The organism is Nocardia albiluteola (assembly GCF_018860155.1).
GTDB classification, from domain to species: domain Bacteria; phylum Actinomycetota; class Actinomycetes; order Mycobacteriales; family Mycobacteriaceae; genus Nocardia; species Nocardia albiluteola.
Map to the genome: position 1 here is coordinate 624,431 of NZ_JAHKNI010000002.1, position 15,841 is coordinate 640,271.

The 15,841-nt window shown below is 69.3% G+C and carries 11 protein-coding genes and 1 pseudogene; 8 read left to right on the forward strand and 4 right to left on the reverse strand.

Annotated elements, in window-relative coordinates; genetic code table 11:
* Positions 1-334 precede the first annotated feature (334 nt).
* The gene (locus tag KO481_RS08720; protein ID WP_215916463.1) at positions 335-1,402 is read right to left on the reverse strand and encodes an NmrA family NAD(P)-binding protein; all 1,068 of its coding nucleotides are present in this window, start codon (positions 1,400-1,402) and stop codon (positions 335-337) included.
* A 148-nt stretch (positions 1,403-1,550) separates the two neighbouring features.
* Here KO481_RS08720 and KO481_RS08725 point away from each other — a divergent pair, with 148 nt between their 5' ends.
* The 4 genes from KO481_RS08725 (at position 1,551) to KO481_RS08740 (ending at position 6,673) form a co-directional block, all read left to right on the forward strand.
* Complete coding sequence (locus KO481_RS08725; RefSeq protein WP_215916464.1) at positions 1,551-2,234, forward strand: TetR/AcrR family transcriptional regulator; 684 nt, start codon at positions 1,551-1,553, stop codon at positions 2,232-2,234.
* A gap of 278 nt (positions 2,235-2,512) precedes the next feature.
* Positions 2,513-3,250 (forward strand): hypothetical protein, encoded by a 738-nt coding sequence (locus tag KO481_RS08730; RefSeq protein WP_215916465.1) that lies wholly within the window; start codon positions 2,513-2,515, stop codon positions 3,248-3,250.
* Between the two features lie 110 nt (positions 3,251-3,360).
* Entirely contained in the window at positions 3,361-4,101 is a 741-nt protein-coding gene (gene imuA' / locus KO481_RS08735) for a DnaE2-dependent mutagenesis accessory factor ImuA' (protein WP_215916466.1), read from the forward strand.
* A gap of 418 nt (positions 4,102-4,519) precedes the next feature.
* Positions 4,520-6,673 carry a DNA polymerase Y family protein gene (locus tag KO481_RS08740; protein ID WP_215916467.1) on the forward strand — a complete coding sequence of 718 codons (2,154 nt, stop codon included), beginning with the start codon at positions 4,520-4,522 and terminating at the stop codon, positions 6,671-6,673.
* 7 nt (positions 6,674-6,680) lie between these two features.
* Here the strand turns inward: KO481_RS08740 and KO481_RS08745 are convergent, their stop codons facing one another.
* The gene (locus tag KO481_RS08745; protein WP_215916468.1) at positions 6,681-7,382 is read right to left on the reverse strand and encodes a class I SAM-dependent DNA methyltransferase; all 702 of its coding nucleotides are present in this window, start codon (positions 7,380-7,382) and stop codon (positions 6,681-6,683) included.
* Between the two features lie 208 nt (positions 7,383-7,590).
* On the opposite strand from KO481_RS08745, the gene KO481_RS08750 reads away from it, so the two are divergent.
* From KO481_RS08750 to KO481_RS08760, 3 genes are all read left to right on the forward strand, one after another.
* Positions 7,591-8,355: an alpha/beta fold hydrolase gene (locus KO481_RS08750; RefSeq protein WP_215916469.1), complete on the forward strand. Its 765-nt coding sequence runs from the start codon at positions 7,591-7,593 to the stop codon at positions 8,353-8,355.
* A 33-nt stretch (positions 8,356-8,388) separates the two neighbouring features.
* The gene (locus KO481_RS08755; RefSeq protein WP_215916702.1) at positions 8,389-9,300 is read left to right on the forward strand and encodes a ferredoxin family protein; all 912 of its coding nucleotides are present in this window, start codon (positions 8,389-8,391) and stop codon (positions 9,298-9,300) included.
* A 237-nt stretch (positions 9,301-9,537) separates the two neighbouring features.
* Positions 9,538-10,107 (forward strand): GNAT family N-acetyltransferase, encoded by a 570-nt coding sequence (locus tag KO481_RS08760; RefSeq protein ID WP_215916470.1) that lies wholly within the window; start codon positions 9,538-9,540, stop codon positions 10,105-10,107.
* A 30-nt stretch (positions 10,108-10,137) separates the two neighbouring features.
* Here the strand turns inward: KO481_RS08760 and KO481_RS08765 are convergent.
* A pseudogene (locus tag KO481_RS08765) lies at positions 10,138-11,085 on the reverse strand (SDR family NAD(P)-dependent oxidoreductase); the annotation flags it as partial.
* A 206-nt stretch (positions 11,086-11,291) separates the two neighbouring features.
* Here KO481_RS08765 and KO481_RS08770 point away from each other — a divergent pair.
* The gene (locus KO481_RS08770) at positions 11,292-14,816 is read left to right on the forward strand and encodes an error-prone DNA polymerase (protein WP_215916703.1); all 3,525 of its coding nucleotides are present in this window, start codon (positions 11,292-11,294) and stop codon (positions 14,814-14,816) included.
* Positions 14,817-14,845: 29 nt separating this feature from the next.
* Here KO481_RS08770 and KO481_RS08775 read toward each other — a convergent pair whose 3' ends face one another.
* A complete protein-coding gene (locus tag KO481_RS08775; protein ID WP_215916472.1) occupies positions 14,846-15,805 on the reverse strand; it encodes a hypothetical protein in 960 nt (319 codons plus the stop codon).
* Positions 15,806-15,841: the final 36 nt, after the last annotated feature.

The window sequence follows — 15,841 nt, forward strand, 5'->3', positions numbered from 1 at the left end:
CCTCGTTGGGTGCGTTCCGGCCGTGTTTCACCACTCTCGCTCTCACAGCGGCGGTCGACAGCGGAGTTCAGGCCGCCCCATACAACGCCTTCGGATCCCCGATTCGCTGACCGCCTGAACTTGCAGGGTTGGTGAACAGAGCCACGTCGGCCGAACCGTGCGGTGGGGTGACGGGTGCGCGGTCACAAGGCACCGCAGACCACACGCAGCCGCGGCAGACCCTGTACGCGGGCCATTCCACGTACCGCTGACGTTGCCGAGGTTTCGGCGCCACAGTTCGACGGGTCCACCAAATTGGCTGAACCCTGGCTGTAGCACGGGCAGGAACGCAGAACTATGCCCGACTGGTCTCGGTTGATGTGGTGTGTTCGCTGCGCCAGACTGCGGATTGGCCCGAAAGCCTGGGGTGCGCGGGCTGCGGGTGCTGCTGGAGTCGATCGAAGCGGTCCAGGTCGTGCATCGGTACGAGACCGGTCAACGTGAAGTTCCAGATTTGGCGGATGAGATTCCCTGCAGTACGCCGGGTTTCCGAGCGGGTCGCGTAGCGGCGAGCGATGGTCAGAAAGTCTTCGGGTTCGACGCCAGCGACATCACGGACGTGGGTGGTGGGGCCGCCCACCTCCCAGGTCCCCAGCGCGGCCTCGAGCGCGTAGTGGCGTAAGCCAGACTCCAAGTACAGGTCGAAACCGAGTCGTTTCGCGTTCACGCGCACGGCCTTCATGAGCATTCGTGGGGGAACATCGATGTGGCGCACCCGTCGGCCCAACGCCTCACCCACGGCGTCGGCGATCTCTGCTCCGGTGAGCAGCATGGGCCCGGTCGGGCGGTAGGCCCGACCGTCATGACGGTGCGGATCAAGCAGCGCACCCACCGCAACACGGGCAACGTCTTCGTTAGAGGGAGGCGCGTTGCGTCCGCCCCCAGTCGGCGCGGGCAGCACGCCCAGCTGGGCGGCCATACCGATGAACTGCAGGTAGTTGTCGGCGAACCAGCCGGGGTCAACCGCGACGTGGGCGGTATCGGGCAGCAGCTCGAACAGCTTGTCGATCAACCAGTGCTGGCGGGTCATCAGCGAGGGATGCTCGGGGCTGGCCAGCCACTGCCCCAGCGCCACCACGGCCTCGACACCCGAGCGCCGCGCGGCCACGGCGAAGGCGATCGCACTGTCGAGCGCATGGGGGTGGTACGGGGGGTTGAAGAACAGCCGGTCGACCCCGTCCACCGCGGCCTGTACCTGCTGAATATCGAATATGTCGGCGACGACCGTTTCGGCGCCCAGAGCCCTTAGCCGGGCGCTGCGCGCATCGTCGCGATGCACCAAAGCCCTTGTCGGCACGCCCTTCTCCAATAATTGGGCGGCGACGGCTCCGCCGATCTTTCCGGTGGCGCCGGTAACCAGCACGCGAGTGGTTGTCATCGGAGTTCCTTTCCGGGTTTGTGTCTTGGTTCGTGGACCTTCGGCTGTAACGAAGTTTCCACTGGTCACATTCCCAGTGTGCTACGAGATGTGACCGTTGTCAACATCGGGTGGGCGTGGCAGCCTGAAAGCCATGAGCAGCACCCACCCACACGTGGTCAACGCCGAGCCGCGCAGGGGCGACAGCGAGCCGCCGCGGCGGAAGTCCTACCACCACGGCGCGCTGCGCTCGGCCTTGATCGAAGCGGGCATCGCACTGGCCCGGGAGGGCGGGCCCGAGCGGGTGATCCTGCGTGAGGCCGCCCGCGCGGCCGGAGTGTCACACTCGGCGGCCTACCGCCATTTCGCTGACCGGGACGCACTGCTGGCCGAGGTATCGAGGTACGCACGAAACGAACTCGCCGCCAAGATGCGCCGACGCGTCAAGCGCGCCAGGGACCCGCGCAAGCGATTGGAAGCGGTCGGCATGGCCTACGTTGATTTCGCACTGGCCCAGCCCGGGCTGTTCCGGACCGCCTTCACCTCGCATCCCCCCACCTCTGAGGCGGAGGTGGCGGATGGCGTTGGGCGCGCTAGCGGCGGGGGCGATGACAGTGACCCATTCGAGATCCTGGGTCAGGTACTGGACCAAGCCGAAGCCGCAGGCCTCATGGACCCACATCGCAGGCCTGGAGCCGAAATTGGCGCCTGGTCAGCGGTGCACGGCCTTGCCAGCCTACTGCTCGACGGGCCGCTACCGGCCAACCCGGCAAACGTCGAATTCGCGCGGGGCCAGGTGCTCACCCTGATCGAGCGGGGGCTGTTGAACGAGGCCTAACTAAACGTATTACTCGGTTGCCCGACCACACATAGCGGTAGTCGTCCGATCCGCCGTGCCTGACCCCGCGGGTCCTGCGGATCAGGTCCGCGCAGCGGGTATCGCGTTCGATGTCTTCGGGCCTCCCCGCCATGAGTGAAACTTCAGCTCCTCCCGTCGGACATATCGAGATCGCTTCCGTTGATGAGACGTCCGGCTACCGCCGGTTGCGGAGACTTTTCGCGCCACCGCGGAGCTGTTCTTCGAGGTCGTAGATTTCTGTCTCGAGGTTTTCGAGCTTGACGCGGACCGCACTTCGGGCGCCGGCTGCTTCGTCGGTCAACGATTGCCGATCGGACCGGTCGGCGTTGAGCCAGTCGCGCACATCCGACAGCGCCGAGGCCGCGTTGCGCGCCGCGGCCGCCGCATGGGTGAAGATCTGCTCTTGTGTCGGCAAGGCGCTCACTGGCTGCTCCGTTGTCGGTCGTGCGGATCGGTTCGCCGATGCCGTCGAGTCCTCGGCGACGGAACTCGCCAGCGAGCATCTCGTCCTCGCGGCGCTGCATCTCGGCGAGCGCTGGGGTGGATGTGATCGTGTAGTACTTGTCGGCACCGAGGCAGATGGCGGAGGCCTCGAGAACCCGCCGGGCGTGCGCGTGCCCCAGCGAGCTGCGGGCGGCGCGCAGGTCGACGGGAGCGCCGTGAGCCATACTGACGGCGAGTTTGACGAAGCGTTCCTCGCCGCCGCTGAGGTAGCCGAGATTCTCCAGGCGGCCCAGGGCGGCCCAGTCGCGGATCCACGCGGCCGGGACCTCGCGGTCGCCGAGGAAGACGGTGCCGGTCTCGATATAGACGTTCAGGTCGGCACGGCCGACCAGGGCTGGTATACCACCAAAACCCATCCCAGCTACCCCGACATACTCACCAAGCTCCGGCGCACGCTGATCGCCGCCCAATATTGTGCCGACCTACCCGGCAACCCCACCCCCGAACAAATCCACATTATCCGCCTGGCCTGGGAGAACGCCGCTGCCTAACTACGAAACACGAGTACGCATTAGACTGACAGTGTATCGAACATATATTCGACTACTATCGATAGCTGGATCGGTGCTGGGGTCCATTCGATGGAGGTAGGTGGTCGAGAATGGGTTCGCCCGACGAGGTGCGGCGCGAGCGGCTGGAGGAGCTGCGGCGGCGGATGGCCGCGATTCCGGCGCGCGGGGCGGGGGCGTCGGCGCGGGTGCCGCTGGGGGATGCGTCCGGGGGTGTGCACGGTGCGCCGCTGCCGGTGCCGTCCCCGCTGGCCGCGCTGCTGCCCGAGGGGGGACTGGTCAAGGGGGCGGTGGTCGAATATTCGGGCGCGGGCTCGTTGCTGACCGGGCTGCTGGCGGCGGTGACCGCCGCCGGTGGGCATGCCGCGGCGGTCGCCCTGCCCCGGCTCGGCCTGCTCGCCGCGGCCGAGATGGGCGCCCATCTGGGCCGGTTGGCCGTGGTGCCCGACCCGGGGCCCGATCCGCTGGAGATTGCCTCGGTGTTGCTCGATGGTCTGGATCTGGTGGTGCTCGGCCTCGGCGGCCGCGCGGTGCCGCCCAGTCGCGCCAAGGTGCTCGCCGCGCGCGCCCGCAGCAAGGGCGCCGCGCTCGTGGTGACCGGGGGCGCCTGGAGCGGGTCGGTGCTGCGGATCGATGCGCGGGTCGCCGGTTACGACGGCCTGGGCCGCGGCCGCGGCCGCCTGCGCACCGTGCGCCTGGACGTGTGCGTACGCGGCCGCTCGGCCCCGCCCCGCACCGGCCAACTCGCCCTCACGCCTCGCGAGGGTCGCGTCGAATGGGTTGCCGGGCAATCCGATTCGGTATATGCGACGGCGACCGAGGCGGTCGGATGATGGGGGCCGATTCGGTATCGCGGTGGAAGCCGGAGCGTCGCAAGTCTTCGGATGCGTCGAGGGGGTTGCGGCGCATCACGAGCAGGCGGTGGTGCACGCCTATCGGGCAGCGGCGCGCCGGAGTGGGCGGTGGTGCACGCCGATCGGAGATATGTGGCCCTCCGGTGCCGGCATCCGATCCGTCACCTCGGTGGAAGACCAAGTGTTGCAAGGCTTCCAGGGTTGGGCTACCGATACCCGGTCGGCTGCTGTGGCCTGTGTCGCCCGCGGATCGCGGCCGATCTGCTGGCCATCCGTGTGCGGAGGGCGGTCGCATGGTCGCTCCCTTCGTGGCCGCGCCCGTGTGCGGGGCGGTCGGACGACGTCCGGATTCGGCGGCGTGCCTCCTCGACCGGTCGATCACCGGACGGATGTGCCGATGAGGGCGCGGGGCGGGTCCCGGGTGCTGGCGGTGTGGTGCCAGGACTGGCCCGCGGTGGCCGCGGGCGCGGCGGCGAATATCTCGCCGTCGCGGCCGGTGGTGGTGTTGCACGCCAATCGGGTGGTGGCGTGCTCGGAGGCGGCTCGGGCGCAGGGGGTGCGGCGCGGGTTGCGGCGGCGGGAGGCGCAGGCCCGGTGTCCCGATCTGTATGTGGCGCAGTCGGATCCGGATCGCGATGCGCGGCTGTTCGAGCCGGTGGTGGCCGCGGTGGATGCGACGGTGCCGGGGGCGGAGGTGCTGCGGCCGGGACTGCTGGTGCTGGCCGCGCGGGGCGCCGCGCGGTTCTTCGGCTCGGAGGAGTCCGCGGCCGAACGCCTGGTCGATGCGGTGGCGGTGACCGGAATCGAATGCCGGATCGGGATCGCCGACGAGTTGTCCACCGCGGTGCTCGCCGCGCGCCGCGCCGCGCTGGTGCCGCCGGGTGAGGGGGCGCGATTCCTGGCGCCGCGGCCGGTGTCCGAGCTCGCCGTCGAGCCGAGCCTGGCCGGTCCGGGGCGCGATGATCTGGTGGACCTGTTGCACCGCTTGGGATTACGGCGCATCGGCGATTTCGCCGCGCTGACACCGGCCGAGGTCGCCTCCCGCTTCGGCGCCGATGCGATCGCGGCGCACCGCTGCGCCCGCGCCGAACCCGAACGCCCACCCTCGGCCGCCGCGCCCGCACCCGACCTGGCCGTGGAGTACCCCTGCGATCCCCCGATCGAGCGCGTCGATGCCGCCGCCTTCGCTGGTCGCCTACTGGCCGCCCGGCTGCACGAGCGACTGGCCGCCGCGTCGTCGGCCTGTACCCGGCTGACCGTGATCGCGCACACCGCCGCCGGAGAACGCCTCGCGCGCACCTGGCGCTGTGCCGAACCGCTCACCCCGGAGACCACCGCCGACCGCATCCGCTGGCAGCTCGACGGCTGGCTCACCCACCGCGCCCTGCACGGCGCGGCCGCGGACGACTGGGCCGGTATCGCGACGGTCGGTAGTGCGCCGGAGGGTGGAGTATCGAGGCCCAGGGGAGATTCGGGTGGCGGTATAGCGACGGTCGGTGCGCCAGGTGCCGAGGCGCCGATACTCGGGGTATCCGAGGGGGGCGCAAGGGGTTCCGGAGAGAAAGAGTGGACCGGCCCAGCCGCGATTGGTGGCGGGCCGCGGCCCGGGGGAGGCGGTGTGCCACAGTCCGGGGTATCGAAGCCGCGAGGATCTGGTGCTGAGACAGGCTCGGAGACAAGGGATCCCGGCGAGGGCGAATGGGCCGGTCCCGCGACGATCGGCGGCGGTGCGGAGCTGAGGGGGGATATCCGTCGGCGGGGTGCCGGAAACGGTGGTGGGGCGTCGCCGGCTGGGGAGGCTGTGAGGCGGACCGAGGGAGGGGGGAGGGACGGAAACCGTGGGGGCCGAGGTGATTCCGATACCGATGCCGAGGAGTTGCGAACGCCGGAGAGCGAGCGTTGGGGGGCGAGAAGGAATGCCGGGGCGGATGGCCGATCGCAGATGCGTCGAGGAGGGGCGGTCGGTGGTGCGCCGGCGGCGCCGATCGTGCTGCTGCGCCTGGAACCGGTCGAGGTGGTGGCGGCCGGAGCTCTGCAGCTGGGACTGTGGGGTGGGGTCGGCGAGGAGCAGGAGCGGGCGCGGCGGGCGCTGGTGCGGGTGCAGGGGCTGCTGGGTGGGGAGGCCGTGCAGGTCGGCATGCTCAGTGGTGGTCGCGGTCCCCTCGATCGCATCACGCTGATCGCGCTCGGCGACGAGCAGAACCCCGCCGCCGATCCGGCATTGCCCTGGCCCGGCCGGCTCCCCGAGCCCGCCCCCGCCGTCGTGCTGATCAACCATCCCCCGGTGTCTCTGGAAACGGTTGCCGGAGAACAGGTCTGGGTCACCGATCGCGGTGTTTTCACCGCCGAGCCGGGCCTCCTGCGCTGGGGCAGCAAGCAGTGGGAAGTGACCGGATGGGCCGGGCCCTGGCTTCTGGACGAACGCTGGTGGGCTGGTGAACATCCTGGTGGCTACGCCGTGCGCGCCCAGGTCCTGCTGGACGCCGCGGTGCGTGCCCTGCTACTTCTCGGCTATGACAACGCCTGGCATGTGGAGGGCCTCTACGAATAACCCGGGATCACTCGGGCAGCGTCCAGACCAGCGCCATGCTGAACGGATGCCCGAGCAGGTTCGCCCATTTCGGCTTGGTCGCCAGCCAGGCTTGCTCGACCAGGGCCTCGGCAGCCTCGTCCAGGCGCCAGCCCGCCTCGACCCCGGCGGCGACGTGCTCGCTGAGCAGGTGCAGATGGGTGCTGATCGCCAGCGGTTCGCCCGACTCGCCTGTGTAGTGCGTGGGCATTCCGGTCACCATGAGGAACTGCGGGTGGTAGCTGACCAGGACGAAGATGCCGCCCGGCGCGGCCAGCCGCCGGGCCTCGGCGTAGAGCGGGGCGAGTTCGGGCAGGTGCTCATCGATCAGGGACGAGATCACCAGATCGTAAGCGCCGCCGGGTAATCCGCTCTCGCGCGCGTCAGCCCGGGTGAGCGTGGCGTGTGCGCCGCGCTCGCGGGCCACGCCGAGCATGCCCTCGCTCAGATCCACCCCGTCGATCCGGTCGATTCCCCGTTCGCGCAGCCAGTGGCCGGTCCGTCCGGTCCCGCAGCCCAGGTCCGCGGCCCGGCGGACGCGACCCCAGGTCGGTCGCCGCAGCCGGTCCAGCAGCGCGATGTCCATCTCGTCCATGACGGTCTGCTCGTAGGTGGGGGCCCATCCGTCGTATCCGGTGGCGACATCGACGGTGGGGTAGTTACGGCGATCGAAATCCGCGAAAGTCGGCATGGGGCAGTATCGCCGGTCGGAGCGGGCGGAGGCCAGGGGATTTCCGGCACAGTTCGCCGCGGTCGATGCGCCAGGGGAGGATCGTCGTGGTTTGCGGCCCGGGCTGCGTCCATCACCAGCGAACGACCGCTGCGCCGCACACAACGGCGTATGACTCCCGGCACATTCGGCGGCGTGGGCCCTGACGGGGCACGTATTCTGGCTGATCGTGGAGTTGACGGTTGCCGGGGTCTCGCTGCGCGGCGCCCGTATCGCCTATCGCGATACGGGTGCGACGGACTCGGCCTCCGGTCCCGAGGCGCCCGTGGTGGTGGTGCACGGCATGGGCGGGGACGGGCACACCTGGGATCGGTTCGTGCACCGGCTGGTGCGGCTGGGCCGCCGCGTGATCATCCCGGATCTGCGCGGCCATGGCCGCAGCGCGCACACCGGCTCCTATCAATTCGACGAGTTCGGCGCGGACATCCTGCAGCTGTGCGAGCGGCTGGGGCTGACGTCGGTGGATCTGGTCGGGCATTCGCTCGGCGGCTACGCGGTGTCGTGCGTCGCGATCGAGCGGCCCGGCCTGGTGCGGCGCTTGGTGATCGAGGAGCAGCCGCTGCCGATGCGCCAGGGTGACGAGCAGATGGCCCTCACCCGTCGCCTGCCGACGGCGCCGGAGCTGTGGCACGCCACCACCAGCCTGCTGCGGCATCCGCGCGCGGTGCTGGCCTTCGACCGATCGATGACCAGGGCCGCGCTGGAACAGTTCCGCAGGCCCAATCCGCAGTGGTGGGACCGGCTCGGCGAGATCACCGCACCCACCCTGATGCTGCGCGGCGGCCCGGGGGGCATGGTCGACCCGGACAAACTGGAGCACTTCCGCGCCCGCGTCCGGGATTGCAGGATCGAATCCTTCGACTGCGGCCACAGCATCCACCGCGACCGCTACCACGAGTTCTCCGCCACGGTCCTGCCGTTCCTCGGGCACTGACGCCTTCTCTATTGTGAAACCGTGTTCGAAGGAATGTCGTGCTCGGCCGCTGCCGCGGTGGATATTCCCCTGCCGGGTAGCGCCACGCGGGTGACCGGGTGGCTGTGCGTCGAACAGCCCGGGGCCTGGGGACGCGATGTGATCGGCGACGAAGTGCTCGGGAGCCGGATCACCGCTGAACTTGCCGCCCATACGAAGGCCGCCGGGGTGCGCCCGACCCTGATCCGGCGGCCGGGGCGGAGCGAATTCACCGGTGCGCGAACGGTTCTGATCGCCTCGACCGGCCCGCGGGATCCCTGGTGCGAGCGGCTGGAGATCACCGGCCTCGAGCAGCTACTGGAGCTGGACCTGCAACTGCTGAACGGTCCCGCGCCCGGAATCGGTGCGCGCGTGACGGATCCGGTGGTGCTGGTATGCGCGCACGGCAAGCGCGATCAGTGCTGCGCGCTGCTGGGGCGTCCGATCGCGGCGGGGCTGGCCGGGGTGTATCCCGAACAGGTCTGGGAGTGCTCGCATACCGGCGGTCATCGGTTCGCGCCCGCGATGGTGCTGCTGCCCGGCGGGCTGACCTATGGGCGCGTCGGCGAGGACGCGGCGCTGGATGCGGTGGCCGCTTATAGTCGGAATGATCTGTCGCTCAATGGATTCCGTGGGCGCAGCTGTTATACGCCCGTCGAGCAGGTGGCGGAAATCGCTGTGCTCGAGCAGCTTTCGCCGGATCGATCATCGACGGACATCGAACTTTCCGTCGCCTCGATATCCGATGCGATTGTCTCCGGTGATCCCGCGACCTTCGCCGGAGCCGCCCTGGTCACTCACCTCGATGGCCGCCGATGGCTGGTCACCGCGCATACCGTCGCGCACGCGCCGCGCCAGGCCAGTTGCGGCGCCGCCCCGAAGCCCGCTACCGCCATCGTCGCGGACCCACCCCGGCTGTTGCCCTGAACGAGGTTGTCTCACTCGGGCATCGGCAACTGGAATCAGCCCGCAACTGCTGATCGCTCATGCCCTCGACTCGGCCGGTTACTCCATGGCGCCCGCGCCCGATGAGAAGATCGCGATGGACTCCGGCCGCATGTGGTGACGACGAGACCCATGACGCCTATATCGGCAGAGCGACGCAGATGCGCCGGGTCGTGAAATTGCGTTGCTGTTCCGTGCCGGTGGCGGCACGATCGGACGATGGACACCGAACGACCGCAGGCGCTGGCACCCGGTGTTGCCCCGCCCGAACGAATCGAACTCGACGGCTTGGTGATCCGGCGCTGGCTGCTGAGCGACGCCGAGGCGCAGTTGCAGGCGATCGAGGCGTCGTACGACGAACTGCACAGCTGGTTGTCCTGGTTGGCTGAGCCGCTGACGCTGGAGAAGCAGCAGGAATACTTCCGGATGAACGTCGCGGACTGGCCCGTCAACGGGAACTGCAACTACGGCGTATTCGATTCCGGCGGAACCCTGCTCGCCTCCCTCGGTCTGCACGATCGGGTCGGGCGCAGGACGCTGGAGATCGGATACTGGTGTCACACCGAGCACACCGGCCGCGGCATCATCACCCGTGCCGCGGGCGCGGTGACCGAGATCGGGTTGTCCTTGCCGGGTATCGATCACATCGAAATCCATTGCGACGTAACCAATGAGCGCAGCGCGGCGGTGCCCCGCCGCCTCGGCTACCGACTCGATCGCATCCAGGAGCGCGCACCCCGCGCCCCAGCCGAATCCGGGCGGGAGATGATCTGGGTACGTGACCGTTAGCGTCCGTTCATGGTGAAGGCTCAGGCCTTCCTACCAGTAGGTGCCCGGTACCAGGCGGGCCGCCCGGCGCAGGGCCCTGCGGGTGACGCGCCCGGCCGGTGATTGCGGGCGTCGCGGCTTGCGTTGCGGCGCCAGGGATTCGGGGCTCGCCTCGGGATCCGGGGCGGATTCGCCCTTGGCTGCGGGGGAATCGGGCAGCGCGCGGTAGTAGCGGTGCAGCACCCGGTCCTTGATGTGCGGGGCGAACAGCGTGCCGTATTCGGCCAGGGTGCCCAGCGGGACGTCGATGCGCTTGGGGCGCCCGGTCAGTGCGCGCACGATGGTCGCCGCGGCCCACTCCGGGGATTCCGAGGGGCCCTGGTTGCCGCTGGGGGTGATCATCGGGGTGCGCACCAGCGGCATGTGGATCGTGGTGAATGTGACGTTGTCCGCGAGCATTTCGGCCGCGGTCACCTCGGCGAACTTGTCCAGTGCGGCCTTGGAGGCCAGGTAGGCCGCGAAACGCGGGGTGGCGACCTGCACGCCGGCGCTGGAGATGTTGACGATGTGCCCAAACTTGCGCTCGCGCATCTGCGGCAGCAGCGCCAGCGTCATCCGCACCGCGCCGAAGTAGTTGACCGCCATGGTGCGCTCGAAGTCGTGCATCCGGTCGGTGGAGCGGTGCACCGCGCGGCGAATGGAACGTCCGGCGTTGTTGACCAGCATGTCGACGTGGTCGTGCTCGGCGAGGATGGCCTTGACGGTCTGCTCGACCGATTCGGCATCGGTGACATCGCAGCGATATCCGTATGCCCGCCCGCCCGCGGCGTCGACCTCCCGCACCACCTCGGCCAGTTCGTCCTCGCGCCGGGCCAGCAGCAGCACCACCGCGCCCTTCGCGGCGACCGCGAGGGCGGCGGACCGCCCGATGCCGGAGGAGGCGCCGGTGATGAGCACATGCTTGCCGGTCAGATCCCGGCGGGCGCGCCGGCGGTCCACGTAGTTCCCGGCAGCGTGGTTGTCCGTCATCAGTGCTCCCTTGCAGGTCGATTTGCCATTAACTTACTCCAGAGTAAGTTCCGGTGCCACTAGGGGTTCGTCACAGTTTCGATCCGGGTCGGCCGCGTCCACGGTCGAGCACTTGACATATCAGGCAACCGGATATCGAATATATGTTCGATACGAGATGGCTCGCGGAGGTGCGCATGGGCTGGGGCAGTGGCCCGCCGACCTGGTCGGAGATGGAGCGGGTGCTCTCCGGGCGGCCCGGCCGCGCCCCCGAACCCCCCGGCGACGGCGGCGACAGCCCGGCCTGGTCGCGCAGACGCGGGGAGTATCGGGCGGGCGAGCGGCCGCGGCCCGGCGGACCGGTGGTGCCGTATGCGGAGCTGCACACCCATTCGGCCTACAGCTTTCTCGACGGCGCCTGCCAGCCCGAGGAACTCGTGGAGGAGGCGGTGCGACTCGGACTCGAGGCGCTCGCGCTGACCGATCACGACGGGTTCTACGGCGTGGTGCGGTTCGCGGAGGCCGCGGCCGAATGGGGGCTGCCGACGGTGTTCGGCGCGGAGTTGTCGCTGGGTGCGGACGCAATGACCGCACGCCGGGGAGACGAGGGTGCGGTGCGGCGCGATGGCGAAGCCGGTCGCCGGAACGCCGGGGAGGGGGCGATGCGGGCGCCGCGGAGGGCGGGCGCGGGATCGGCCGATTCCGAACCGCGTGCGGGCGCACCGGATCCCGCGGGCCCGCATCTGCTGGTGCTGGCGCGTGGGCAGGAGGGCTACCGCCGGTTATCACGGGAGATCTCGGCCGCCCACATGGCGGGCGGGGAGAAGGGGATCCTGCGCTACGACCTGGACCGGCTCACCGAGGCGGCGGGCGGGCACTGGCAGATCCTCACCGGATGCCGCAAAGGTCATGTGCGCCAGGCGCTTGCCGACGGTGACGCGGCGGCCGAGGTGGCGCTGCGGGAGCTGATGGAGCGATTCGGCTCCGACCGGGTGAGCGTGGAACTCACCCAGCACGGCATTCCGCAGGACGACGAGCGCAATGCCCGGCTCATCACCCTGGCCGATCGGGTGGGCCTGCCGGTCATCGCCACCACCGCGGCGCATTTCGCGACCCCCGGCCAGCGGCGGCTGGCGATGGCGCTGGCGGCGGTGCGGGCCCGCCACAGCCTGGACGATATGGACGGCTGGCTCGCGCCCGCGGGCGGGGCACATCTGCGCTCCGGCGCGGAGATGGCGCGGCTGTTCGCGGATTGCCCGCGGGCGGTCGCCGATGCGGCTGCCCTGGCCCGCGAATGCGCCTTCGATCTGCAGCTGATCGCGCCGAAATTGCCGCCGTTCGAGGTCGAGTCCGGGCACGACGAGAGTTCCTGGCTGCGCAGGCTCACCTATGAGGGTGCGGTGCGGCGCTACGGCCCGCCGTGGGAATACCCCAAGGCGTACAAGCAGATCGAACACGAGCTGCGGGTGATCCAGGAGCTGGATTTTCCCGGCTACTTCCTGGTGGTGCACGATATCGTCACCTTCTGCCGCGACAACGACATCCTGTGCCAGGGACGGGGTTCGGCGGCCAATTCCGCGGTCTGCTACGCGATCGGTATCACGAATGTCGATCCCGTGGCCAATGATCTGTTGTTCGAACGGTTTCTGTCGCCCGAGCGCGACGGTCCGCCCGATATCGATATCGATATCGAATCCGATCGCCGCGAGGAGGTGATCCAGTACGTCTACGCCCGCTACGGCCGCGAATACGCCGCCCAGGTGGCCAACGTAATCACCTATCGCGGTAAGTCCGCGGTCCGCGATGCCGCACGGGCACTGGGGTTTTCGACCGGCCAGCAGGACGCGTGGAGTAAACAGGTGAGCCGCTGGAACGGGGTCGCGGAGGAGACCGATTCCGATATTCCCGCCGAGGTGCTGGAGCTGGCGGGCCGGATCGAGGGACTGCCACGGCATCTGGGCATCCATTCCGGCGGTATGGTGATCTGCGATCGGCCCATCGCGGACGTCTGCCCGGTGGAATGGGCCCGGATGCCCGGCCGCAGCGTGCTGCAGTGGGACAAGGACGACTGCGCCGCGGTGAAATTGGTGAAATTCGACCTGCTCGGCCTCGGGATGCTCTCGGCGCTGCATTACATGATCGATCTTGTGCACGAGCACAAGGGGCATCGCGTCGACCTGTACCGGCTCGATCTCGCCGAAGCCGGTGTCTACGAGATGCTTTCGCGCGCCGATTCGGTGGGGGTCTTCCAGGTGGAATCCCGGGCCCAGATGGCCACCCTGCCGCGGCTCAAACCGAAGAAATTCTACGATCTCGTCGTCGAGGTGGCCCTGATCCGGCCCGGTCCCATTCAGGGCGGTTCGGTGCATCCCTATATTCGCCGCTACAACGGGAAGGAGGAGATCACCTACGATCATGACTCCCTGCGTAATTCGCTGTCCCGGACGCTCGGCGTGCCGCTGTTCCAGGAGCAGCTCATGCAGATGGCCGTGGACGTGGCCGGTTTCACCGCGGCCGAGGCGGATCAGCTGCGCCGGGCCATGGGTTCCAAGCGATCGCCCGAGCGGATGGAACGACTACGCGAGCGGTTCTACCGCGGCATGCGTGAATTGCACGGTATCGAGGGAGAATTGGCGGACCGGATCTACGAAAAGATCTATGCCTTCGCGAATTTCGGTTTTCCGGAGAGTCATTCGCAGAGTTTCGCCTCGTTGGTCTTCTATTCGGCGTGGTTCAAACTGCATCATCCGGCGGCGTTCTGCGCGGGCCTGCTGAACGCTCAGCCGATGGGATTCTATTCACCCCAATCGCTGGTTGCGGATGCCCGGCGGCACGGGGTGGTGGTGCACGGTCCCGATATCAACCACAGCCTCGCCGCGGCCACGCTGGAAATGGGCGGTATGAGCGAGTCAGGGCGCGGTGCGCCCGGCGGGCACGGAGGAGGCAGCTTGCGTAACCACGCAGGGCCCTCGGAAGCACCGCCATCAGATACAGCGGTGGCAGCGGAGCCCAATGGAGACAGCACGCAGGTGCGGCTGGGGCTGGCCGCGATCCGGCAGATCGGCGCCGAACTGGCCGAGCGGATCGTGGCCGCGCGGGTGACCGGGCCCTACACCTCGTTCCTGGATCTGACCGGTCGTGTGGAACTCACCGTGCCGCAGGCGGAATCGCTGGCCACCGCGGGTGCACTGGACAGTCTCGGGATCGACCGCCGCGAGGCGCTGTGGGCCGCGGGCGCGGCGGCGGGGGAGCGGGCGGACCGGTTGCCCGGCACGGGTGCGGCCACCGCCGCCCCCGCACTGCCCGGCATGAGCGAACTGGAGCTGGCCGCGGCCGACGTCTGGGCGACCGGGGTCTCGCCCGGCAGCTATCCGACCGAATTCCTGCGCCCGCACCTGGATGCGCTCGGGGTGATCCCGGCGGCGAGACTGCTCGAGGTGCCGGATGGCTCGAAAGTGCTGGTGGGCGGGGCCGTCACGCATCGGCAGCGCCCGGCCACCGCGGGCGGGGTCACCTTCCTGAATCTGGAGGACGAGACCGGCATGGTGAACGTGGTGTGCTCGGTGGGGCTGTGGCAGCGCTATCGCCGCATCGCCCAGGGGGCGTCCGCGCTGCTGGTGCGCGGGCGCGTGCAGAACGCCGAGGGAGCGGTCACAGTCGTCGCGGAACATCTGCAGCGCATGGATTTACGCGTCGCGTCGCGTTCGCGCGACTTCCGCTGAGTGGCCGCCCTCCTCGCCGGGCCGCCGAGTCAGAAGCTGCTGTCGCCCCCGCCACCGCCGCCGTCGAATCCGCCACCGCCGCCGTCGAATCCGCCACCGCCGCCGTCGAATCCGCCGCCGTTGTCGCCGCCGAAGTAGGAGTCGCCGCCCCCGCCGCCGAACTGCTGGTCGCCCTGATAGCCGCCCTGGTCGTAGCCGCCGCGGTCGTAGTCGCGGTCGCGCTCCTCGTCCCTGCCCTCCATCTTGCCCAGCTCATAGCCGAGCAGGCCGCCGCCGACCGCGCCGATGCCACCGGCCATGCCCGGGCTGATGCCGCCACCTCGACCGTAGCCGGGACCGTAACCGCCGCCGCCGTAGCCGGGGTCGCCGTAGCCCGGGCCGCCGGGGCCGTAGCCGCCGGGGGCACCGCCGCCGAAGCCGCCGCCACCCCGGCCGCGCCGCCGGAACACCGCCACCACGGCCGCCACGATCAGCCCGATGATGATCACCGGGCACAGGATGCCGAACAGTCCGATGTGGCCGCGGCTGCTGGAGTGCGAGGCCTGCGGGCCGGTCGCATTCGTGCCGCCCGCCTGGTTGACAGTGGTGGCCAGCGATTGCAGCGCGGCTACCGTCGCGCCGGTGTAGTTACCGGTGCCGTAGCCGCTCTTGAACGCGGAGATCGCGGCCGAGGTATCGCGGATGTGGGAGTTCGAGCCGGTCCTTATCGCGATTTCGTGGGGCTTGGTATTGATGGCGATGACCACGTCGGTCGCGCCCGTGACGTGCTTGCGCGCCTCGTTGTCGAACGCCGTTGAGCCGCCGGAGAATGCATTGACGGTGTAGATCTTCACCGGGTCGGACAGCGCGTTGCCCGCGGTGGTGACCTGCCCGCTGTCGAGGATGTTCGCGGCGTCGTTGATCGTGACCGGACCGGCCGTCGCCACACCCATGGTCGTCAGAAACGTCGCCGCTGCCATCGCCAGCAGGACTGCAAGTCGTTTGGCCATACCGCACTCTCTGGGTTGTACAGGGACACTGCCGCC